This is a genomic window from Paenibacillus phoenicis, assembly GCF_034718895.1.
GTDB lineage: Bacteria > Bacillota > Bacilli > Paenibacillales > Paenibacillaceae > Fontibacillus > Fontibacillus phoenicis.
This window is the reverse complement of the sequence record NZ_JAYERP010000001.1, coordinates 3,628,499-3,649,278: the sequence shown is the minus strand read 5'-3', so window position 1 is coordinate 3,649,278 and position 20,780 is coordinate 3,628,499. Positions and strand designations below refer to the sequence as shown.

Below are 20,780 nucleotides of genomic sequence, written 5' to 3'. Positions count from 1 at the left end.
AAGAGGAGGGTTAAGCATGTCCTATGTCGTTGATTTCAAAAATGTATCCACCATCGGTTTAGAATCCTCTCCTGTAGCAGAGGCGTTAGCCGGGCTGCGAGCCAATGAGGCGCGTTATTTTATGAACAAATATAAGCATGTGTTTACGGTTGAACCGGCCAGCGAAAGCCAGGAAACCCTGGATTATGTGAACCGGATATTAAAAGAAGAACGGGGGATCGAGTTCTCGGCGAAGCCGTTAGAAACGTCGTTTTTTCAAGTGGAAAACATCCGGTGGGCGTTCGTCTTCTATGAGGATGGCTTAGGGGTTAACGTCATGTACACCTTGGACGATCCGAAGAAGCGGGCCGTGGGATTTAAGCTGTCTGAAGGGATGGAGGTCCCTAAGGAACTGGAGGAGAAGAAGTTTAAGTTTGCCCGACAGAAGTCGAAATTGGCTGGTACGATCCGGGGCTCGTTCTTCGTGATTAAGGGCGAGTATTAAAAAAAGCTGAAAGGAAGGCCGTTCAACGTGAGCGGCCTTTTTCATCTTCCGCGACAAGGGAGCGGGATCAAAAATTTGAGCTTCAATCGCCGCTTTGTCGATGACGGACCACACCTGCTTGATTTTCCCGTCTTCGTACTTGTAAATGACATTTTCATAGAACAACACACTTCTGCCATTGACAGGTAGACCCAGAAATTGCCCCTTGGGCGTGACATCAAAGCGTAAGCGGCTCGAAATATAAGGCGGCTCACTGTTTAGATAATCCCCCAAATCCCGATTTATTGTATTCGACGAACTTCGTACGCATGCAAAAAGAGAACCAGGGCCCCCGATAGGGAGCCCTAGTATTGATGATTGGCTATTGAGCAGTCTCACCGGTTTATTCCGGCGTTCCTTGTGTAACCCCATGAATGTAGGTTTGCCACGGGGTATCCAGCGCCCCTTGCCCGGGGTTATAGGTGAAGAAATACTCCACCACATCCCCTTGGCTCAGGTTGTTAACCGCATAGGTATAGTTGCCGTTCCCCACCGGGGTCATGGCGACATTGAGTTGCACACCGTTATTGATCTTATAATGCAGATCCGCAAAAGTCGCGCCGTTGACGTAGAACAACAGGTTATCGCCGGTTTTCTTCAGCCCCTTCACTTGATCGCCGATCACAATCGTGGAGGGCGTGCCCGGATCTCCCGGGTTTCCGGGATTCTGACCGCCGCCGCCATTGCCGTTGTCCTTATAGACGCGCACATAATCGACTTGCATCGTTGCCGGGATATCGCCAGGTCCTGGGGCGATGCCGCCGTCGAAGTTCCCGCCGATGGCCAGGTTCATGATGAGATAGAACGGCTGATCGAAAGGTGCGTTCGGGTTGTTTGGTGCTGCCGTGGAATACCATTGATCCCGGGTCGCTTTGAAGAAGAACTTGCCGTCTACATACCATTTGATGTTGTCCTCTTCCCAAACGACGGAGTAGACATGGAAGTCATTGGCGATGGTTTGCCCGGATGGGAAGTGGTATTCGCCGGAAAGATGCGTATTGGCCGGCCATTGTCCGCCGAAGTGAATGGCGCCGGAGGAGATACCAGGCAGACGCCCCCGAGCTTCCATGACGTCGATTTCACCGGAAGCGGCCCAGGTGCCGTAGGCTTGATCCTGAGGCAGCATCCACAGCGCCGGCCAAATCCCGTTCCCCGTAGGCAGCTTCGCGCGGAAATCCACTCGGCCGTATTTCAACGAGAAGTGATCCTTGGTGTTAACCTTGCCGGAAGAATATTGCGCATAACGATTTGGATCCTGCGGGAAGGATTTAGGGTCATTTAACGCCCGGATATTTAGGTTTCCATCCTGAACGAAAATATTTTGCGGGCTGTTCGTGTAATGCTGCAGCTCCGCATTGCCCCAACCCCAGGTGCCCGGATCGTCATTGAGGTAATATCCTTGTTCATAATTCCACTTGCTCATATCTAGCTGGGAACCGGTAAATTCATCCTGCCAGATGAGCGTCAAACCGTCAATGTTCGGATTGCTTGGCGTGCTGAGCGGAATATCCTCTTGGTCGGATTCATCCGGCCGCGGGGCGTTAGGATTGCCGATGAAGGTATACGTGACGTAGTTGTTGCCGACGTTACCGCCCTTTTGCCCATTTAGAGGATATCCGATACGGATTTGCATATCCTGTTGGATCGGCTGGAACCACAGGCCATAGATGTAGTCAGCCCAATAGCCCCATTGATTGGCGCTGGATAAGTTGTTGTAACCATTCGCGGAATAGACGAATCCGCTTTGGCTGGAATCGGCGAGTTCAACCCACTGACCGTTGACGTTGATCTGATAAACGAAATTCTCCAGCTCCGAGGCAATGGGAGCGCCTCCGTCGATTTTCGGCAGGGGCAACCCGATGGCACCGCTTTCATTTGCAGTGAACGTCGTTCCCTCATAAGGAGTCAGGGTATACGAATTTCTTACCGGCTCATTAAAAATAATCGTATACACGAGGTTCACTGACGAAGTTTTCGATTCCAATTTCACGTTGATGGACTCCGTGACGTTAAACCAGTAACCCCCGCCGCCATCGGTGAATTGGCCGAAGTTCTGGTCATAGATCCAGCCGCTGGCCGGATTGTTATCGATATCGATCCAGGTGTTGCTGTTCACTGGCTTCACATACACCTTCAAATCGTCGGCAACCGCGGCATAAGGAATAGACGGATCGTTATTGAACACGGGATAGGTGAAGCCAGCCCCGCCCGTAAATCCTGCGGTAATAACCGGACCTTGCGTTGGTGTCATCGCCGTGATCGTGGTTTTGTTGATATTTTGAAAGACGAGAGTGTAATTAAGCGTAACCCCGTTTGCTCTGGAGTACAGTTGAATCTCTGTGGTTGCGGAAAGGACGAACCAATAACCGTTAAAGCCGCTGTCACTCCAGTGCCCCCAGTTCTGGTTGTAGACAAAGCTGCTGACACTGTCGATGTCGACCCAGTTGCCATTAACTTTCACTTTGACGCCTAAATCCTGCACCACATCGCTCCAGGTAGCCGAACCGCCATTAAAAATAGGCATAACAAAGCCGTAGCTCGCTTGTCCGACCCCCGACTTGGTGATGACCGGCCCGTCTGCCGGTGAGAAGTAGCTCATCGAAGTAATCGTTGTCCCTGCTGCCTGAGCCTTCGGCGTCGGCACGAAACTGACGCCAACTGCCATGATGACCGCCAGGAGCAAGCTGAATACGTTTCGAGCGAGCCGCCTTTCTGCAAAGTGAGTCCGTTTCATAAATACCCTCCCTTTATTATTCTCATCCTCCCAACCTATGCACACCAAGGAAAATACTTACTTACATGGGAGAACGCTTTCATTCTAACAATCCGGTCATCTGATGAGTAGGCACCAGATTTCGGGTGAGGTGCTCTTTTTTTGGGGGAGCAACCAAGTAACGAAAATTTTAAATAATTTGTGGAAGGGGACCTTCCTCTGAAAGGGATTCGGGAGGGGGAAAAGAATATAATTAAAGGTTCCTCACTTTTTTCCAGCTGGAGCTCGTTCCGGCAGGAATCCTCGCCGAAGACATGGATCTATCGGATCGCCTCCAACCTCTGTCTGGATAAACTGAGGCAAGCGAAACGTCGGGTGCTTCCCGTCGATCTGTCCGATCCGGCGAGCTCCATCGTGGAACCTCGGGAGACGTTGCCCGATTCTACTTGGATTTGGCTGGCCCCTGATTTTGGTGAAAATCCCGAGGAGGCGCTCATCCGCAAGGATACCCTGCAACTCTGCTTCATCGCGCTTCTGCAGACTTTGCCTCCTCGTCAACGGGCCGTATTGATTTTGAAGGATGTCTTTGACTGGTCGTCCAAGCAAATCCTAAGAAACGAAACTGGCACCCGACGGGGTGCCTTTTTTCTTTAGGGCAACTTGTCTAAACATAATTTTTCCCATAGACGGATCAGTTGATGAGAGCTACACTAGGGAAGGCGACAAAGAATTCACCTAGTAGGAGCTTGTAAAAACGTGACTTTAACTGAACGTATACCATCATGGAAGAAACTTAGCCTATTTGCCGTGACCTGGCCGATCTTTATCGATTCGGTGTTACGGATGATGCTTGGCACCGTCGACGTGTTTATGCTCAGCCGAATTTCCGATACGGCTACCGGGGCGGTGGGCTTAGCGAATGAGATTATCTATTTCTGCATTCTGATGTTTGGATTTGTTGGCATCGGGACGAGTGTGGCCGTCTCCCAGTATATCGGTGCTGGGCGAGAGAAAGAAGCGAGCCGCGTCTCGGCGCTTGCGATTTCGATGAACCTGATCTTCGGGATCTTCGTCAGCCTGGTCCTCGTTGGCTTTGGAGAGCCGCTCCTGCGGTTGCTCAACCTGAATGAGGAACAGATTGGCATCGCCAGCCATTATCTGAAGATCATCGGCGGCTTTATGTGGATCGAGGCGCTGTCTTACGCAGTATCGTCGGTCATCCGTTCGAGCGGCAATACCAAAAGCGTCATGTATGTAACGCTGGGCGTGAATCTTCTCCACGTCACCGGCAACTATCTGCTGATCTTCGGGAACCTCGGCTTTCCGGAAATGGGCGTGACCGGTGCGGCGATCTCGACCGTCGTCAGCCGTTTTGTCGGCATCATTGTTCTGTTCTTCATCTTGTATCGCCGGGTTCCTGCTCCGATTCACGGGAAGGACTATGTGACTTGGAACGGGACTTATGCGAAGCAGATTCTAAGCGTTGGGCTGCCGGCGGCGGGAGAGCATCTGGCTTGGCAATCGCAGTACCTGATGATCATGGGTTTCGTGAACATGATTAGCATTACCGCCCTAAATACGCATGTTTACGTGATGAACATTTCCAACTATTTTATGGCACTGGCCGCGTCGATTGGGGCAGGGACAGAGATTATCGTCGGTCAAATGGTTGGAGCAGGGGAGATGAAGGCCGCCTATAAGCGACTGATGAAAAGCGTACGGATCAGCTTCCTGCTCACCTTGGCCATTGTTGGTGCGGCTTCGATCTTCCGCCATGACCTCATCGGTTTGTTCACCGAAGATCCTGCGATTATCGCAACCGGAGCTAGCATCTTCCTGCTGTCGATCGTGCTTGAACCTGGCCGGACCTTCAATATGGTCATCATCAATTCGCTGCGCGCCGCCGGGGATGCGCGGTTCCCCGTCCTGATGGGCGTATGCTCGATGTGGGGCGTCTCGGTTCCGCTGGCCTACCTGCTGGGCGTTCACCTGGAGATTGGACTCCTTGGGATATGGATTGCATTTGCCGTGGATGAATGGCTGCGCGGACTGATCATGCTGCTTCGCTGGAGAAGCCGGGCTTGGGAGAAGAAAGCGCTCGTCAAGCCGGTTTCCGCAACGGAGGAGGCGCTCGGGGCCTCCGCTTAAACCTTATATAAGCAAGAGAAACAAGAAAGGGGACGTCCCTCCGTCATCTACGATGACTTTTGGGACATCCCCTTCTTCCTTTTACGCTCCAGCCTCATTACTCAATAGAGTCTTTGTTGGCTTGGTACAGCTGTTCTGTATATTTGTCGATATCGTCTCGGGACATCCGCAGGCGTGCGATCGAGGAACCGTACCCGATTTCCTGCTTGCCTTCGGCTAAACCTTGGAAAATGCCTTCCGTGAAGGCATCCAGCGGTTCCCCATGCGTATGCAGACCGCTGCCTCCCAGATCTGTGTTCACTGCAGGAGGAGCAATTTCAATGACTTCAACGGATGTTGCAGACAGTTGGTGTCTTAAGCTCATGGTGTAAGAGTGAAGCGCCGCTTTTGTTGCCGAATACACCGGCGCAATTGCAAAAGGAGTAAACGCCAAACCAGAAGTGACGTTAATAATTGCTGCCGTTTCTTTCTTCGCGAAGTAAGGGGCAAACAACATGGACAAATGGACAGGCGCTTCGATATTCGTCGTAATCTCCTTGCTATAATCGTACCAGTTGTCTCTCGCGTCCGCTTTGAGCACGTTGTAGCGCAGTTGAATCCCGGCATTATTAATCAGCACGTTCACGTCGGGATAGTTTGTTGTCACCCAATCGAACAAGGCTACACGATCGCTTTCTTGAGCCAAGTCGCAAACTTGAGTGATTAAGCCCGGCACTTGTTTCCGAGCTTGCTCAAGCACGCTTTCCCGCCGGCCGATAACGATGACGGTATTTCCGTTTTGCACGAATTTCTCTGCAAAGGCGAGCCCGATCCCGGAGCCGCCGCCAGTAATCAATATCGTATTTCCTGTAAGCTTCATAGGTTCTCTCCTCCACGAAGTTGTTTTTGATAACGATCGATTTTATCTTCAATCCCCTTCAGGTATTCCTGCATTAATGCGATTTCATCTAGCACGTTTTGCTTATGCTTCAACAGCATGTCGAGTCGTTTCTCTACTGTAGAATTTCCCTCCACAACCCAGTCCATGTACTGCTTAATCTGGCTGATGGGCATGTTGGTGTTCTTAAGGCAAGTTACGATTTGCAGCAACGCCAATTGACGTTCCGAAAATAGTCTTCTCCCCGCCTCGTCCCGTTCGATAAACGGAAGAAGGCCTTTTTTCTCATAAAAGCGCAAGGTAGACTCTGGTATATGATACATGGCTGCAGCTTCGCCAATGGTATAGTACTTCATAGTGGAGGCCTCCAAATCTTAAGGATTTCTTGTCGACATGACTATCATACGACTTAAACCTTGGTTTAAGTCAACTGTGCTTCTTCGTATTTACGTTTGCCTGTCCGAGTGCAGTATAATAAGGGAGGAGTGAAGACCAAAAAAGAGAGGAGCCAAAGAAAATGGCACAATCCTTAAAAGGAAAAGTTGCGATCATCACCGGAGCAGCCCGGGGGATCGGCAAAGCAACCGCGGTTGCCTTTGGTGCGTGACGCGGCAGCTAGATGACGACGAAAACAAGGAGTGTGACCAGACCGCTACCACGGATAGTGAAGGTCATTTTGACGTTAGAGTGTAACAAAGTACATAGTTTGCGTTCAAAAGAGACGAGCACCTACTGGAGGTGCTCTTTTTCTTTGAAACCGACAAAATGATATTGATAATCATTATCAGTAATTTTATACTAATGCCAGAATAAAGCGGATGGATATCTGGTCCAGGGGGGGGCATAATCGATGAAAGAGGTAGACTTGACGCGCATGTCGTTAAAAGATATTCGGGAATATATGGCGGATCATCACCATGAACCGTTGTCGATTGACGATCTGGCGCAGTTAACCGGCTTGAGTCCAAACTATTTTGGAGAAGCGTTCAAGAACGCCTACCAGCAAAATGTCATGGATTATCTTACGGACTTGCGGATCGGGAGAGTCAAGCAGTTGCTTCGTGAGACGGATATGTGTTTACGCGATATTGCCAAGCTTGCCGGATACAGCGATGAATTTTATTTGAGCAAAAAGTTCAAGAAGGAAGTTGGGGAGTCGCCTTCCGCTTATCGGAAGAACTGGCGCAAACGGATTGCGGTGATATCTGTCGGGGCCATGGGGAACTTGCTCGCTCTTGGCATCGTTCCTGTAGCGGCTCCTATTGATCCGAAGTGGACCCCTTACTATTACATATACTATCAGAACGAGATTCAGGTACATTTGGATTGCTCACATTTGGAGACGGAAGCGAAGAACATCAGAATGCTAGTCCAGGCCAAACCCGATTGCTTATTCTTCATTGAGCCGTTATCGCAACATATGGCTAGTGAGCTTAGAGCAAACGGCGTTGAACTGATCCCGATCGAATCGAGGGATTGGAAAGGACAGCTCATGGAGATGGCCTCAGCGCTTGGGGAACAGAAGAAAGGCGAGAGCTGGATTGCAGATTATGAGCAGCGGGTAGACCAAGCTAGAAAAACCATGGGTTCCGCATCCCGGAAGGAGCTGACCGTGACCTTACGATTATGCGAAGATCAGATGTTCCTGTACAGTAATCGGGGGATACGGGATGTGTTGTATCAAGATCTGGCTTTACATACCATCCCTAAACAGCTTGGGTTATGTAACGAGCCGATTTCTCGGGAACAACTCCAAGAGCTGAACCCTGACCGGTTGTTCCTCTTAGTTTGCCCGGATGCGGCTACACGCGTACATTGGCTAACCTTGCAGCACGATCCCTCGTGGCAGCGGCTGAACGCCGTAAAGAAGGGGCAATTATATCAGATCCCGTCCAATCCTTGGTTTGAGTATTCCGCGATCGCGGTGAATCGAATGCTGGAGGAAGGGGTATTGATGTTAACCGGAAAAAGTCCAATCTCCCCTCCTTGAACTGTCCATGGCCTAGGGGGGAGCCTCTCATTATAATCATCTTATTGAGATTGATTATCAATGAGAAAGGGGTTATGGGTAAATATGAACAGCTCAAAAGCTGTGAATCCATACTTGAGTGTGATCAAATCGATAGGTTTGTCAGTCCTGCTACTGGCTGTTGTAACGGTTCTTCCCGCATGTGGCTCGAGTAAAACCGAGGGTGAGGGGAGCCAGGTTAGTTCCGTAGCAGAGTCCGCGAAGGCGTCAGACGGAGAAGGAAGTGCAGCCGCCGTCTCTGATTCATCAGCAGAGGATCAAGCGCAGGTTTATCCTCTCACAGTTACGGATGAGCTCGGACACGAAGTCACGATTCCGTCAAAACCGGTTAGAATTTTTGCCCCGATGATGGAGGATTCTCTGCTAGTGCTAGGAGTAAAACCGGTGGTCCAATGGTCCAACGGCGTCGAACCTCAGTTGTACTTGCAGGATCAACTGGGAGATGTGCCACAGATCAGCTTCGCTGGAGGTATGCCTTCGCCAGAAGCTATTATGGCGCTGGAACCTGATTTGATTATTCTGAATAATCAAGCTTACGCGGAGAAAGGCGGTTACGAGCAATTATCCAAAATTGCCCCAACCTATGTGTTCGAGAACGCAGCCACCGATCTAAGCAGCTCAATTCAAATTTTGGGGGAACTGTTAGACAAGTCCGGTGAGGCCGAAGAGGCTTTAAAAGAGTATAACGACAAGGTCGCTAGCACACGCGAAAAATTGTCCACCCTGGTAGAAGGTAAAAAGGCGGCGATTATCCGTTTTAACGCCAAAGGCATGTTCTTTATGAATAATCAGTATTACAGCGGTTATGTCATGAATCACGAGCTTGGTTTTGAACAGAGCACTTTGGTGAAGGATGGCGCTTTTCAAGTCTCCCTTGAAATCCTGCCTGAGCTGGATGCAGATTATATCTTCCTGGCCAATGACGGCAACCAGGGGGATGCATATCTGAAGGAACTGAAGAAAAGTTCGTTGTGGCAGACCGTTCCAGCCGTGAAAGCAGGGCATGTCTATGAAACCAATAGCGATTACTGGCTGAGCGGCGGTTTGATTGCCCAAGGAAAAGTCATTGACGATGTGGTTGGTTTCCTTGCGCCATGACGACGATCACGAGGATTCCTTACCAACCGGAGCGATGCTTTGAGTTCCTCATGTCATCTAAGGCAGGCAGTGAATACCGGATCCTTATTGCGGCTCCAGCAGATCCTCCCCCGGAAGGCGGGTATGGCGTTGTCTATACACTGGATGGAGATGCGCTCTTTCAGACGTTGGCTGAAACCGTCAAGCTGCAGACGCGCAAACCCAAGGGATACGATCCAATCTTGGTTGTTGGGATTGCTTACCCATCAAAAGTTCCCTATGATATGCACCGACGTTGCCGCGACTTCACGCTGCCTGTTGCGCCTGAAACGTTGCCGGTACGTCCCGGTGGTGAAGCTTGGCCGCCTTATGGTGAAGCGGATGCGTTCCTTGACTTTCTGGAACAAGATCTCATGCCGTGGGTAGGGAAGGAGTGGCCCATCGATTCAACAAGGCAAGCTGTGGTTGGGCATTCACTTGGAGGGTTGCTGACACTGTATGCCTTAGCAATAAGACCGCGGTTATACTCTCATTATGTAGCCATCAGCCCATCAGTCTGGTGGGGAGAATACGAAGTGCTGAGGCAGTTGGAGCGATTGAAGGAAGCCTGGTGCGGAGAGCATCCCATTCATCTCATGCTGGCGATTGGAGCAGAGGAGCTTCCCGATATGGTCGAGGGAGCGAAGAAGGCAGCTCAATGTATGGAGGAGCTTTCGAAGCGAAAGGTGTATACCGTGCTCAACGAATTTGCCGGGGAAGAGCATCTTAGCGTCCTACCGGGCGCATTAGGCCGAATCCCTCGATTTTTATGGAGCAACCTAAGATAAGAGACTGGACTGTTAGCTTATGCGGTTAATGGAAAAGGCCATCCATTTAGGATGGTCTTTCATTGTGTCTTCCGCCCCTTCACCCGCTTTAATGCCGCCACAATCAGGAAACTGATAATGACCAGCAGCAGCCAAGAGCTGATCTTGCCAAGATGGACGAGATGCCAGCCGTCGGATTGGTTTGGATACCTCCAGGCGCTAAAGAAGGTGGCGACATTCTCCGCGATCCAAATGAAGAACCCGATCAGTACAAACGAAAGGGTTAACGGCATCCGGTAAGGCTTGCCGCCGACCTCATAGGTGACCCAAGTCCGCCAGAAGACGATCAGCACCAGCGCCGACAGCCACCACCGAACATCGATCCAATAATGATGAGTGAAGAAATTCAGGTAAATGGAGGCAGCAAGCGGGACGACCAGCCAGAGCGGGGGAAAGCGAACGAGATCCACCTTCAGGCGCCGCCAGGCCTGGCACAGATAACTGGCCACACTCGCATACATAAACCCGCTGTAGAGGGGAACGCCGTTCACCTTCGTCCAACCCTCCTCGGGATACGACCAAGACCCCATATGCACCTTAAACAACTCCAGCGCCAAGCCGATCAGGTGGAATACAGTAATAACCTTCAATTCGTCGCGGGTTTCCAGTCCAGAACGAACCATCCATACCTGCATGGCGAGGCAGATGATCAGCAGCCAGTCATAGCGGGGCAGCCAGGGGAGAGGAAACCACTGCGTTAAAGCCAGCGAAGCGAAGATGACGACGGGAAAAACGCAGGACAACGCTTGTTGCCAACCAAAGCGAACCAACTGTTGCAGAGCATATCCCAATTGTACGCCCATAGAGGACACCCTTTTATTTTGTATCGAATTTGAGCTACTCTTCATCATCTCGATACTCCAAAATATCTCCGGGCTGGCAATCCAGCGCCTTGCATATCGCCTCCAGCGTGGAGAAACGAATGGCCTTGGCCTTCCCGTTTTTCAGAATCGACAGATTCGCCATCGTAATGCCCACTTTCTCCGAAAGCTCCGTGACGCTCATTTTCCGTTTTGCCAGCATGACATCAAGATTGATAATTACGGCCATGGATTCCTCACCTCAGATCGTTAAATCGTTTTCCGATTTGATGTCGATGGCATTTCTTAAGAGCCTTTGAAGCACGGCGGCAAAGACGGCGATGACGAGCGAAGCGAAACAGATGACCAGTCCGATCGCGGCGAGTCCCGGTGCGTCATCCTTCTCCGCAATAATCAACAGAATCGGCAAAATGACCGCATACAAGATACAGATGGCGATCGCGCAGTTTCGAATGCTCTTTAAAGCCTTCACCGAGGCTTCGGAGAAAGCCGTATTTTTATCGATATAGCTTAGCAGCTTCAGCGTCTGGTAAAGCGCAAAGAAGAACGGAATGGCCGAAGCATACATCGGAATAAGCAGGGTCAGATAGATGTATGGCGGATAATATTCCACCATTTCTTTGGCAACCTCAGGGACCCCGAAGACGCAGACGGCAAGGATCGCGATGCCCATCAGGAATACGACGCCCCTTAAGAACAGGGTAGAGCCTTGTTCACGTTTCATATCACAACAGCACCTCGCGTAGGATTAGTGTGAGGTTAATTTAGCATGTTTTTTATTGATAATCAATAAATATTTATTAATAAATGAGGTGTATATATCGAAAAAGAATAAAATTGGAGGATTAAACCGATAAGTTCTTTTTGGATGGCTTAAAAAAATCAATTATTAATATCTAAGAAATAAATATTTCAATCCCTCACTATTGTTGTTACACTTGAATTAGATCAATAATTACGGAAAAGGTGTGGGCCAGCTCGTCTCGAAGTTTGAAGCGAGGACAAATCGAGAGCGCTTACATCCTTTCAGCAAAATAAGGTCATAAGGGACGGTAAACATGAATCACGGACAAACAAGTACAGATGTTATTTTGATTGGTGCCGGAATTATGAGTGCGACGTTGGGGACCCTGCTGAAGGAATTGGCGCCGGACTGGAACATCACGGTGTTTGAACAACTTGCGCGGGCAGGGGAGGAAAGCTCAAACGAGTGGAATAATGCGGGAACCGGTCATGCGGCTCTGTGCGAATTGAATTATACCACCGAGCGGTCGGACGGAACCGTTGATATTAGCAAAGCAATTAAGGTGAATGAACAGTTCCAGGTATCCAGACAGTTCTGGGCTTATCTGGTTCAGCGCCAACTGATCCGAAATCCGCAGGATTTCATCATGCCGCTGCCTCATATGAGCTATGTGCGCGGGGAGCAGAACGTCAAATTTCTGAGAAGACGTTATGAAGCGATGTCTGCCCATCCGCTGTTCCAAGGGATGGAGTTCACCCAGGACCCGGGGAAACTCAGAGAATGGGTTCCTCTGATGATGAAGGATCGGAAGACTGACGAGCCGATTGCGGCGACGAAGATCGATTCGGGTACGGACGTCAACTTCGGCGCCTTGACGCGGATGTTGCTGAATCATTTGAAAGATAAAGGCGTGGACATCCGCTACAAGCACAGCGTGAAGAAGCTGAAACGGACGCCGGACGGGTTGTGGGAATTGAAGGTAAAAGACTTGAACAGCGGGGCTATCGAGCGCCATACCGCCAAATTCGTCTTCATCGGTGCCGGCGGCGGGAGCTTGCATTTGCTGCAAAAATCCGGCATCCCGGAAGGCAAGCGGATTGGAGGCTTCCCGGTCAGCGGATTGTTTATGGTGTGCAACAATCCGGAAGTGGTGGAACAGCATCATGCCAAAGTTTACGGCAAAGCTTCGGTGGGAGCACCGCCGATGTCCGTTCCCCATCTGGACACCCGGTTCATCGACAACAAGAAATCGCTGTTGTTCGGACCGTTTGCCGGTTTTTCGCCGAAGTTCCTCAAGACTGGATCCATGTTTGATCTGATCACCTCTGTTAAGCCGCATAACCTTCTGACGATGCTGGCGGCGGGGGTCAAAGAGATCGCGTTAACCAAATACCTGATTGGGCAGCTTATGTTGTCGAAGGAACAACGGATGGAGGAACTGCGGGATTTTGTCCCAGGGGCCAAGAGCGAGGATTGGGATCTGATCGTCGCCGGTCAGCGGGTGCAGGTCATCAAGGATACGGTGGAAGGCGGAAAAGGCACGTTGCAATTCGGCACCGAGGTTGTCAGCGCTGCGGATGGCTCGATTGCCGCCTTGCTTGGCGCTTCCCCGGGAGCTTCGACTGCGGTGCACGTCATGCTGGAGGTTATTGAGAAATGCTTCCCGCAGCACCTCGAAGCTTGGAAGCCGAAGATCAAAGAGATGATTCCTTCGTACGGCTTGTCGCTGTCGGAGAACCCGGAACTCTTCCGTACTCTACAACAATCAACTGCGCTGGCCCTTGGATTGTCGGGAACCAAGCAAGAAGCTTCAGTATCATAATTTCATCTAGGTGATTAGAAAAGAGCTAAGCCGTGGTCAATCTGCGGTTAGCTCTTTATTTTTTGCGCCCTCCCTTGAGGATTATCCCGTTGCATCAGGTCATGCAAGCAAGCACTGAACGAAAGGGATAATGGTGGGAAAGAGGCGTGAGAAGGGGCATTGAGGGCGGCGACCTCTGTTTATTTTAACAAGTTAGTAGCCAGCCAGGGCTTAATCAAGGGAAGTACGGTCTCAGGCTGCATGGCTTTCGTATGGTCCATCGCGTTCCCCGGTAAAATGGCCACATCCCAGCCGAGCTGGCGCAAGGTTTGTTCATTCTTACGTAAAGCCCCTGCGATATCAACGGTCACACTGCCAAAGTTCTCGCCATACACGATTCGGTCCGCTTCGCCGGCGAAGGTAAGCTTGGGAAACGTGAGATTGTCGTGTACAGACGTGTCATCGAAATCGGACAAGCTTTGGTACAGGGTCAGAAATTGCTTTGTTTGCGCCGGATCTAATGTCACCTGCACCTGATCCCAATCATATTCTTCCGGGCTAACGAAGTCCTGAAATTGTTCCTCCGTAGACGAGGACGAGGACGGTTGCAGCGCCTGTTCATGGGTTTTGGCGGTGACCGTCAACATCTCCCGGTAAGGTCCTTCATAAGGCGGGAATCCTCCCATGATTAAGCTCTCCAATCGATTTGTCCGGAGCGCCAGCTGCAGGCCGGCTAAGGCTAACCAGGAATAGCCGTAGTAGCTGAACGTATCGACTCCCATTTGATCAGCGATATGCAAGAAATCAAGTGCGATATACTCCGCTGTCAACCGATCGGGCTGGTAATGCTGAAACCTATGGCCTTCATAATCAAAATGCAGCACCTGGAACAAATCAGACAAGCCCTCCACGAAATGTTTTCCTAGCTCGGGGTCGACGCCCCACATTTTAAGACTTTCCGCTTCTTGGCCGGTGACGGATTTTTTGGCGATGGGCAACATGAGGATAGGGCCACTGGGTTTCCCGGTCAGGCCGACCTCTAACGTTGAACCGTCGGATAGAGTGACAAGCTTGATTTGACTCATTCAGATCGCTCCCTTACATGTGATACCTACAGGATATAACATTCATGCAATCTTTCGGTTTTGTCGCATGGAATCCCCGATGTTATAGTGATTTTAGACCAACAAATTAACGTAGCACCTTAAGGTTTTACTTAAAGTAAGGGGTGAGGTTATGGAAGAGACTTATACGCCTGGACAAATCGCTGAGCGGTTGAATATTAGCACAACAACGTTGAGAAGATATGAGAAACAAGGGTTGATTCCGGAGGTCTTGAGAACGGCAGGCAACCATAGAATCTATACGAAGGTGCATTACCAAGCCTTTGTCGCCATCCGGTCCTTGTTAGCGGGTTATGAAATTCCCGTCGTCTATGAAGTGATGCGGAAAATCAAGGCCGGCCGCGTCATGGAAGCTCTGTGGCTGATTAATCATCAACTGTCCCAGGTTGAAGATGAGAAGCAGCGGGTGGAGGAGTTGTTAACGATGGTTCGCCATGCGGACTTCAGGATGTATAAGAACCGGAAGCTGACAAATGCGATGACGATCGGGAAGGTGGCGGAGCTGGCGGGAGTAAATCCTTCCGCTATTCGGCACTGGGAGAAGGAGGGGCTGATTACCTCGACCCGGCATCCGGTCAGCGGGTATCGGATCTATTCGGTGACTGAATTGCGGAAGATTCTGGTGATCAGCAGTTTGCGCAGAACGGTATATTATATCGAGAATCTGCGGGAGCTATTGCAGGACCTGGACATGTTCCGGTTGTCCAAAATCGATCGTTCCTTCCAGGTTGCGCTTGAGAAGCTCAATGAAAAGCTCAGGATCCAATATCAAGGAATCGCTGAGCTGATGGCTTATATCCATATTCAATCTCTAGTTTGACCTTTTATTTTCTAGCGGCGGCATTCACTTGCTGCAGCAGCAGATTGATGCTGTCATTGAGCTGGTTGATCTCCTCGAGATTCATATCTGTGGCGTCAATCAGTGACTGCGGAACGCAGGCCGCTTTCGCTTGCAGCGCCTTCCCCTTCGGCGTGATCAGCACATTTACCACGCGCTCGTCTATGGAATCGCGTTGTCGTTCAATGAGTCCGGCAGCTTCCATCCGCTTGAGCAAAGGCGTTAAGGTGCCGGTGTCTAGATCCAAAGCTTCTCCGAGCTCTTTAATAGTGCTCTTCTCCTTCTCCCATAAGGTGACCAAGACCAGATACTGCGGATAGGTCAGTTCCAGCTCATCTAAATAAGGGCGGTACATCCGAAGGATGGCCCGGGAGCAAGCGTATAGCGAAAAACAAAGATGTTCCCCCAATTTCAAGTTTTGCTCATTCGTTTCCAAGACGATGCACCTCGATTGGCTTTATTTATAGGGTTTACCTTCATCATAGCAGATGATTCAAAAAGAATATATATTTTTTGCAATTTAATTGTTGACAATATAGCAGCTGGAGGCCGAACCGATCTGGTCAGCGAACCGTTCCGCTTGTATAACCGCGATTTCGCAGCTTTTGCCTCCCCGAAAGGTACGCTGGATTGTATCGCGGCGTTCGCCCGTTTTGCGGGAACATGATTAATGATCCGATGAGGCCATAACATAAATAGAAAAAGTCGGTCAGGAGTATATCCTGATCGACTTTTTTTCATGAATGATTATTTTATAAAACCGACTGCAGCAGGAAGTTAGCCAGGAACAGGAACGAGATGACGAACATGGAGATCGACAGCTGTTCCCGCTTCTTCGAAAACATCTTGAGCAGCGGATAAGCGATAAAGCCAAAAGCAATGCCGTCAACAATGCTATACGTTAAAGGGATCATCAGAATCACAAGAAACGCAGGGAACGCCTCGGAAAAATCGCTGAAATCGATCTTCGTAATATTCGTCAGCATCAGTCCGCCGATGATGATCAAGATCGGGGCGATTGCGGCGTCCGGGATCATTTTGATCAAGGGCATAAAGAACAGTGCGCCCAGGAACAACAGCCCGGTCGTCACCGAAGTTAACCCGGTTCTTCCGCCTGCGGTAATGCCGGCAGCTGTCTCGACCGTCGAAACCGTTGGGCTAGTGCCCAAGAGGCCGCAAGCCATTGCGGAAATCGATACGGCTTTCATCGATTTCCCGTTCTTCTCCGGAGCATTCAGCATGCCATCCACTTGCGAGTGGACAAGCCCGATATTTTCGAAGACCAGCACCAGCACCAGTGAGAAACAAGCCGTCAAGAACGGTACGCTGGCGATATGGCGGAGGTCTGCGCTCATCCAGACGTCACTGTAGCTTTGAAACGACAGCGATGCGGATGTGAACGATCCCAAGTCAACGATTCCGAACAACCAAGCCACCAGTGTCCCTAAAATAATGCTGATCAGAAAATTCCCCGGAACCTTCTTCAAGAACAGGAACAGCGTAACGATCAGGTTGATGATCGAAGCTAGAACCAGCGGCGCCGATAAGTCGCCGAGCGCCACAAAGTGACTGGTGTTGCCGGTGACAATGCCGCTCTTCTGCAAGCCGATGAAGGCAATGAACAGTCCGATTCCCACGGAAATCGATTCCTTCAGGGAAGCCGGAATGGCCCTGGAGATCAGGGAAGACAAGCCCGTAAAGGCAACCACGACGAACAGGATGCCCGCAAGCACCGTTGCGCCCAAGGCTTCTTGGTAGCTGAGTCCCATCGAACCTACAATCGTATAAGTAAACAAGGCGTTGATCCCCATGCCGGGGACGAGAATTAACGGTGCGTTCGCAACGAACGCGACCAGCAAACAGCCGACAAGCGAAGACAGCACGGTGGCCATAATCCCGGCCTCCAGCGGAATTCCTGCATCCTTCAGGATGTTGGCGTTGACGGCGATAATGTACACGATAGAGAAGAACGAGGTCAATCCAGCGACAAGCTCTCTTCTCACGTTCGTTTGGTGTTGCTTAAGCTTAAAAACTCCTTTCATGATGAAATCACACTTTCAAAATATCCCTCTCCCACCCGCATCAAACGAGGAACTTTCATTCCTATCGTTTATGCCAGAGGCTATTATACCACGGTTTGTGGTGGAATGCCCTTTACAAGTTGTTCCTTGATACGGATCGATGGCCAATGATAACAAAGCTGGCGGCGATTAGGTCTGATTCCGGGGCTGACGGACTTGCTTGCCGCAAACAACCTGAAACCCGAGGATATCAGCTTCAAGATCACCTTGACCGACAAATCCGACGACAAGGACATCCTGGCGGCGTTTGCAAGCCGTATGCCCGAAGGCAAAGTCCTAGGCGCGATACGGTAAGCTTTACCGATGTGAAGAATCATTGGGGTAAGCCGTATATCCAAATTTCCCTTGAACAGCTGCCGATAACTAAGGAAAATGTGACTCTGAACGGATACAAGGATATGGTGAGTGTGGACGCGGCCTACCTGGAGAACGTTCGTCTGATGGTCAAGCTGAACATCATGACCGGCACAAGCGAGGATACTTTCAGTCCGAAGGGTGAAACGACACGCGCCCAGGCTGCTAACGTGTTCGTAAGAACGCTGCAAGCACTTGGCATGATTGATTGATGATCTCATGGTGACCGCATTCATTTGATTGATTTGGATGAAAAGGAGAGGCTAGCTAGACAGGTCCCCATAGACTGGACACTTAGAGAAAAGTGTTTAGGCTATGGGGGTCTTTTTTGTACCGTTCTATTCCTGCGAAATGTTCTATGTTATTATACCAGCATGAGATAAGACTACATTGCACCTAGACACTTCTGCATGAACCCTAAGCCAAAGGAGTGAGGTCAATGGATTACTTGCATCACCCGTTTGCGTCCAAGCGTTATACCGTATTCGCGAAAAAAGGAATGGTAGCTACGTCCCAGCCATTGGCGGCACAGGCCGGGCTTGAGATCCTGCAGCAAGGGGGGAACGCCATTGATGCCGCGATTGCGGCTGCGGCGGCGCTGACGGTCGTCGAGCCGACCTCCAACGGGATTGGCGGGGATGCGTTTGCCCTCGTCTGGACGAAGGGGAAGCTCCACGGCTTGAACGCCTCCGGGCCGGCGCCGGCCCTGCTGACGGCCGAGGCCGTGAAGCGGCGGGGACATGAGCAAATGCCCAAGCTGGGGCTGGTGCCGATCACGGTCCCCGGAGTCCCCGCGGCTTGGGCGGAGCTGGCCGAGAAGTTCGGCAGACGTCCTTTGACGGAGAGCTTGAAGCCGGCGATCCGGTATGCCGAGGAAGGGTACCCCCTGACGCCGATCTTGGGCAAATATTGGGCGAGGGCTTACCAGGCGTACCGCAAACAGGAGGGACCGGAGTTCGAAGCCTGGTTCCACACCTTCGCTCCGCAAGGACGGGCTCCCGAGATCGGGGAAGTGTGGAGTTCGAAAGGTCATGCGGAGAGTTTGCGCCGGATTGCTGCCAGTGAGGCGCGGGATTTTTACGAAGGGGAGCTGGCCCAGCGGATCGACGACTTTATGGTAGAGCATGGCGGTTTTTTAAGAAAATCTGATTTGTCTGCCTACCGGCCGGAGTGGGTTGAGCCGATTTCGGCGAATTACCGGGGCTATGAGGTTTGGGAGATTCCGCCGAACGGGCAGGGGATGGTCGCGTTGATGGCCTTAAATATCTATGAGCAGCTGGGGCAGCCCGAGTGGCTCTCCGCGGAGACAGTGCATCGTCAGATCGAGGCGCTCAAGTTCGCGTTTACGGATGGCCAGGCCTGGATCACGGAGCCGGCGGATATGCCGGTCTCGACCGAATATCTGTTGTCCCGGGAATACGCCTCGTCACGGACCCAAGAGATCTGCGACACGGCGCTTGACCCGAAACCCATGGATCTGCCGAAGGGCGGGACCGTCTATTTGGCTGCCGCTGATGAGGAAGGCAATATGGTGTCCTATATTCAAAGCAACTATATGGGTTTTGGCTCGGGTATCGTGATCCCCGGGACGGGAATTAGTCTGCAAAATCGCGGGGCCGACTTCTCGTTGGATGAACGGCATCCAAACTTCGTGAAGCCGGGGAAACGGACGTATCACACGATCATCCCCGGGTTTCTGACCAAGGATGGAGAAGCGGTCGGACCGTTTGGGGTGATGGGCGGCTACATGCAGCCACAAGGCCATATGCAGGTTATCATGAATACGGTGGATTACCGGCTGAATCCTCAAGCGGCACTGGATGTCCCGCGTTGGCAATGGGTTGGCGGCAAGAAGGTGCAGGTAGAGCCGGAGTTTCCGGGCGAGCTCATCGAGGCGCTCCGGCAAAAGGGGCATGCCATCGAAGTGATGCCGGACGGAGGAGGCTTCGGACGCGGCCAAATCATTTGGCGGGATCCGCAAACCGGCGTGCTGGCCGGCGGGACGGAATCCCGGACGGACGGCATGATCGCGGCTTGGTAATCCCTAAGGGAAGTGAAGAAAGATGAAGTATGGGAACATCGTACACGGACAGCTCCAGCGGCGGGTGAACCGGTTTATCGCCGAGGTTGTGGTGGACGGTGCCTTGGAACAGGTGCATGTGAAAAATACCGGTCGGCTGAAGGAGCTCCTGCTAACGGATACAGAGGTTCTGCTGGAGGTTTCTGATCGGCCCGAGCGGAAGACGAAATATTCCTTGATTGCGGCTGCCAAGGACGGAGGCTGGGTGAACGTCGATTCGCAAGCGCCAAATCCGGTAGCGTTCGAGGCACTGAAGGCAGGGCGGATCGCGGAGATCGGGCTGGTCAGTTGCGTGAAGCGGGAAGTCACCTACGGCGATTCCCGGTTTGATCTCTACTACGAAAAAGACGAGGAACGAGGGTTCATCGAGGTCAAAGGCGTCACGCTCCAGCAGGAATGTATCGCTATGTTCCCAGATGCCCCAACGGCGCGGGGAACCAAACATGTGTTGGAGTTGGCTAAGGCCGTTCAGGAAGGATACACCGGGACGGTGCTTTTTGTGGTGCAAATGCAGGGATGCCGCGAATTTACGCCTTACCGGGACATGGATCCGGCCTTTGCGGACGCCTTGGAAGAGGCCTCCCGGCAAGGGGTGCGGATTTTGGCTTATGAATCCGTCGTGACGGAACAAGAGATCGTGTTGGGAGGCGGTCTCCCGGTTCATCTATGAGATGGGTTCACGGCAGGGCGACGGAATTGCATT

21 protein-coding genes and 3 pseudogenes are annotated in these 20,780 nt (G+C 51.3%); 14 read left to right on the top strand and 10 right to left on the bottom strand.

Going from position 1 to position 20,780, the window contains the following annotated elements:
• Nucleotides 1–16 precede the first annotated feature (16 nt).
• Nucleotides 17–484 carry a hypothetical protein gene (locus U9M73_RS17335; protein WP_009223412.1) on the top strand — a complete coding sequence of 156 codons (468 nt, stop codon included), beginning with the start codon at nt 17–19 and terminating at the stop codon, nt 482–484.
• A gap of 84 nt (nt 485–568) precedes the next feature.
• On the opposite strand, the pseudogene U9M73_RS22235 reads toward U9M73_RS17335, so the two are convergent.
• Both U9M73_RS22235 and U9M73_RS17330 read right to left on the bottom strand, forming a co-directional pair.
• Nucleotides 569–895: pseudogene (locus U9M73_RS22235) on the bottom strand (ester cyclase); the annotation flags it as partial.
• The gene (locus U9M73_RS17330) at nt 867–3,257 is read right to left on the bottom strand and encodes a glycoside hydrolase family 16 protein (protein WP_323078269.1); all 2,391 of its coding nucleotides are present in this window, start codon (nt 3,255–3,257) and stop codon (nt 867–869) included. The pseudogene U9M73_RS22235 and the gene U9M73_RS17330, both read right to left, overlap by 29 nt.
• Before the next feature lie 180 nt (nt 3,258–3,437).
• On the opposite strand from U9M73_RS17330, the pseudogene U9M73_RS17325 reads away from it, so the two are divergent.
• The 3 genes and pseudogenes from U9M73_RS17325 to U9M73_RS17315 all read left to right on the top strand — a co-directional run.
• Nucleotides 3,438–3,599 (top strand): annotated as a pseudogene (locus U9M73_RS17325) (sigma factor); the annotation flags it as partial.
• A 12-nt stretch (nt 3,600–3,611) separates the two neighbouring features.
• Complete coding sequence (locus U9M73_RS17320; protein WP_323079159.1) at nt 3,612–3,890, top strand: sigma factor-like helix-turn-helix DNA-binding protein; 279 nt, start codon at nt 3,612–3,614, stop codon at nt 3,888–3,890.
• A 102-nt stretch (nt 3,891–3,992) separates the two neighbouring features.
• Nucleotides 3,993–5,384 carry an MATE family efflux transporter gene (locus tag U9M73_RS17315; protein ID WP_009223415.1) on the top strand — a complete coding sequence of 464 codons (1,392 nt, stop codon included), beginning with the start codon at nt 3,993–3,995 and terminating at the stop codon, nt 5,382–5,384.
• Nucleotides 5,385–5,481: 97 nt separating this feature from the next.
• Here U9M73_RS17315 and U9M73_RS17310 read toward each other — a convergent pair whose 3' ends face one another.
• Together U9M73_RS17310 and U9M73_RS17305 are read right to left on the bottom strand one after the other, a co-directional pair.
• Nucleotides 5,482–6,243: an SDR family oxidoreductase gene (locus tag U9M73_RS17310; protein WP_323078267.1), complete on the bottom strand. Its 762-nt coding sequence runs from the start codon at nt 6,241–6,243 to the stop codon at nt 5,482–5,484.
• Nucleotides 6,240–6,617 (bottom strand): MerR family transcriptional regulator, encoded by a 378-nt coding sequence (locus U9M73_RS17305; protein WP_009223417.1) that lies wholly within the window; start codon nt 6,615–6,617, stop codon nt 6,240–6,242. The genes U9M73_RS17310 and U9M73_RS17305 overlap by 4 nt, the downstream gene beginning before the upstream one ends.
• 494 nt (nt 6,618–7,111) lie before the next feature.
• On the opposite strand from U9M73_RS17305, the gene U9M73_RS17300 reads away from it, so the two are divergent.
• From U9M73_RS17300 to U9M73_RS17290, 3 genes are all read left to right on the top strand, one after another.
• Complete coding sequence (locus tag U9M73_RS17300) at nt 7,112–8,251, top strand: AraC family transcriptional regulator (protein ID WP_323078264.1); 1,140 nt, start codon at nt 7,112–7,114, stop codon at nt 8,249–8,251.
• 84 nt (nt 8,252–8,335) lie between these two features.
• Entirely contained in the window at nt 8,336–9,388 is a 1,053-nt protein-coding gene (locus U9M73_RS17295) for an ABC transporter substrate-binding protein (protein ID WP_323078263.1), read from the top strand.
• On the top strand, nt 9,385–10,194 hold the full coding sequence (locus U9M73_RS17290) for an alpha/beta hydrolase (protein ID WP_323078261.1): 810 nt from the start codon (nt 9,385–9,387) through the stop codon (nt 10,192–10,194). Before U9M73_RS17295 ends, U9M73_RS17290 begins: the two co-directional genes overlap by 4 nt.
• Nucleotides 10,195–10,253: 59 nt before the next feature.
• Here U9M73_RS17290 and U9M73_RS17285 read toward each other — a convergent pair whose 3' ends face one another.
• From U9M73_RS17285 to U9M73_RS17275, 3 genes are read right to left on the bottom strand one after another with little or no spacing between them, the layout of a single operon-like run.
• Complete coding sequence (locus tag U9M73_RS17285) at nt 10,254–11,036, bottom strand: DUF817 domain-containing protein (protein WP_323078259.1); 783 nt, start codon at nt 11,034–11,036, stop codon at nt 10,254–10,256.
• Between the two features lie 34 nt (nt 11,037–11,070).
• Nucleotides 11,071–11,283: a helix-turn-helix domain-containing protein gene (locus U9M73_RS17280; RefSeq protein ID WP_009223422.1), complete on the bottom strand. Its 213-nt coding sequence runs from the start codon at nt 11,281–11,283 to the stop codon at nt 11,071–11,073.
• 12 nt (nt 11,284–11,295) lie between these two features.
• Complete coding sequence (locus U9M73_RS17275; protein WP_009223423.1) at nt 11,296–11,778, bottom strand: DUF2975 domain-containing protein; 483 nt, start codon at nt 11,776–11,778, stop codon at nt 11,296–11,298.
• A gap of 334 nt (nt 11,779–12,112) precedes the next feature.
• Here U9M73_RS17275 and U9M73_RS17270 point away from each other — a divergent pair, with 334 nt between their 5' ends.
• The gene (locus U9M73_RS17270) at nt 12,113–13,621 is read left to right on the top strand and encodes a malate:quinone oxidoreductase (RefSeq protein ID WP_009223424.1); all 1,509 of its coding nucleotides are present in this window, start codon (nt 12,113–12,115) and stop codon (nt 13,619–13,621) included.
• A gap of 179 nt (nt 13,622–13,800) precedes the next feature.
• Here the strand turns inward: U9M73_RS17270 and U9M73_RS17265 are convergent, their stop codons facing one another.
• Nucleotides 13,801–14,685: an alpha/beta hydrolase gene (locus U9M73_RS17265; RefSeq protein ID WP_323078255.1), complete on the bottom strand. Its 885-nt coding sequence runs from the start codon at nt 14,683–14,685 to the stop codon at nt 13,801–13,803.
• 151 nt (nt 14,686–14,836) lie between these two features.
• Between U9M73_RS17265 and U9M73_RS17260 the strand changes: the two genes are divergently transcribed.
• Nucleotides 14,837–15,544 (top strand): MerR family DNA-binding transcriptional regulator, encoded by a 708-nt coding sequence (locus tag U9M73_RS17260; RefSeq protein WP_323078253.1) that lies wholly within the window; start codon nt 14,837–14,839, stop codon nt 15,542–15,544.
• Between the two features lie 4 nt (nt 15,545–15,548).
• Here the strand turns inward: U9M73_RS17260 and U9M73_RS17255 are convergent, their stop codons facing one another.
• A complete protein-coding gene (locus U9M73_RS17255) occupies nt 15,549–15,998 on the bottom strand; it encodes a MarR family winged helix-turn-helix transcriptional regulator (RefSeq protein WP_009223426.1) in 450 nt (149 codons plus the stop codon).
• 102 nt (nt 15,999–16,100) lie between these two features.
• On the opposite strand from U9M73_RS17255, the pseudogene U9M73_RS17250 reads away from it, so the two are divergent.
• A pseudogene (locus tag U9M73_RS17250) lies at nt 16,101–16,214 on the top strand (alpha/beta hydrolase); the annotation flags it as partial.
• A gap of 100 nt (nt 16,215–16,314) precedes the next feature.
• On the opposite strand, the gene U9M73_RS17245 reads toward U9M73_RS17250, so the two are convergent.
• Nucleotides 16,315–17,604, bottom strand: a complete 1,290-nt coding sequence (locus U9M73_RS17245) for an NCS2 family permease (RefSeq protein WP_323078251.1) — start codon at nt 17,602–17,604, stop codon at nt 16,315–16,317.
• A gap of 195 nt (nt 17,605–17,799) precedes the next feature.
• Between U9M73_RS17245 and U9M73_RS17240 the strand changes: the two genes are divergently transcribed.
• The 4 genes from U9M73_RS17240 to sfsA all read left to right on the top strand — a co-directional run bounded on the left by U9M73_RS17240 (nt 17,800) and on the right by sfsA (nt 20,747).
• Nucleotides 17,800–17,937, top strand: coding sequence for a hypothetical protein (locus U9M73_RS17240; protein ID WP_198136150.1), 138 nt, complete (start codon nt 17,800–17,802; stop codon nt 17,935–17,937).
• A gap of 11 nt (nt 17,938–17,948) precedes the next feature.
• Entirely contained in the window at nt 17,949–18,209 is a 261-nt protein-coding gene (locus tag U9M73_RS17235) for an S-layer homology domain-containing protein (RefSeq protein ID WP_323078250.1), read from the top strand.
• A gap of 227 nt (nt 18,210–18,436) precedes the next feature.
• Entirely contained in the window at nt 18,437–20,038 is a 1,602-nt protein-coding gene (locus U9M73_RS17230) for a gamma-glutamyltransferase family protein (RefSeq protein ID WP_323078249.1), read from the top strand.
• Between the two features lie 22 nt (nt 20,039–20,060).
• A complete protein-coding gene (gene sfsA / locus U9M73_RS17225) occupies nt 20,061–20,747 on the top strand; it encodes a DNA/RNA nuclease SfsA (protein WP_260070421.1) in 687 nt (228 codons plus the stop codon).
• Nucleotides 20,748–20,780 lie beyond the last annotated feature (33 nt).

Bases quoted from the DNA above. Each gene is read 5' to 3' on its own strand.
- U9M73_RS17275 (WP_009223423.1), bottom strand. From the start codon at position 11,778: ATGAAACGTGAACAAGGCTCTACCCTGTTCTTAAGGGGCGTCGTATTC.
- U9M73_RS17280 (WP_009223422.1), bottom strand. From the start codon at position 11,283: ATGGCCGTAATTATCAATCTTGATGTCATGCTGGCAAAACGGAAAATG.
- U9M73_RS17270 (WP_009223424.1), top strand. From the start codon at position 12,113: ATGAATCACGGACAAACAAGTACAGATGTTATTTTGATTGGTGCCGGA.
- U9M73_RS17285 (WP_323078259.1), bottom strand. From the start codon at position 11,036: ATGGGCGTACAATTGGGATATGCTCTGCAACAGTTGGTTCGCTTTGGT.
- U9M73_RS17290 (WP_323078261.1), top strand. From the start codon at position 9,385: ATGACGACGATCACGAGGATTCCTTACCAACCGGAGCGATGCTTTGAG.
- U9M73_RS17245 (WP_323078251.1), bottom strand. From the start codon at position 17,604: ATGAAAGGAGTTTTTAAGCTTAAGCAACACCAAACGAACGTGAGAAGA.
- U9M73_RS17230 (WP_323078249.1), top strand. From the start codon at position 18,437: ATGGATTACTTGCATCACCCGTTTGCGTCCAAGCGTTATACCGTATTC.
- U9M73_RS17295 (WP_323078263.1), top strand. From the start codon at position 8,336: ATGAACAGCTCAAAAGCTGTGAATCCATACTTGAGTGTGATCAAATCG.
- sfsA (WP_260070421.1), top strand. From the start codon at position 20,061: ATGAAGTATGGGAACATCGTACACGGACAGCTCCAGCGGCGGGTGAAC.
- U9M73_RS17330 (WP_323078269.1), bottom strand. From the start codon at position 3,257: ATGAAACGGACTCACTTTGCAGAAAGGCGGCTCGCTCGAAACGTATTC.
- U9M73_RS17305 (WP_009223417.1), bottom strand. From the start codon at position 6,617: ATGAAGTACTATACCATTGGCGAAGCTGCAGCCATGTATCATATACCA.
- U9M73_RS17265 (WP_323078255.1), bottom strand. From the start codon at position 14,685: ATGAGTCAAATCAAGCTTGTCACTCTATCCGACGGTTCAACGTTAGAG.
- U9M73_RS17335 (WP_009223412.1), top strand. From the start codon at position 17: ATGTCCTATGTCGTTGATTTCAAAAATGTATCCACCATCGGTTTAGAA.
- U9M73_RS17260 (WP_323078253.1), top strand. From the start codon at position 14,837: ATGGAAGAGACTTATACGCCTGGACAAATCGCTGAGCGGTTGAATATT.
- U9M73_RS17310 (WP_323078267.1), bottom strand. From the start codon at position 6,243: ATGAAGCTTACAGGAAATACGATATTGATTACTGGCGGCGGCTCCGGG.
- U9M73_RS17300 (WP_323078264.1), top strand. From the start codon at position 7,112: ATGAAAGAGGTAGACTTGACGCGCATGTCGTTAAAAGATATTCGGGAA.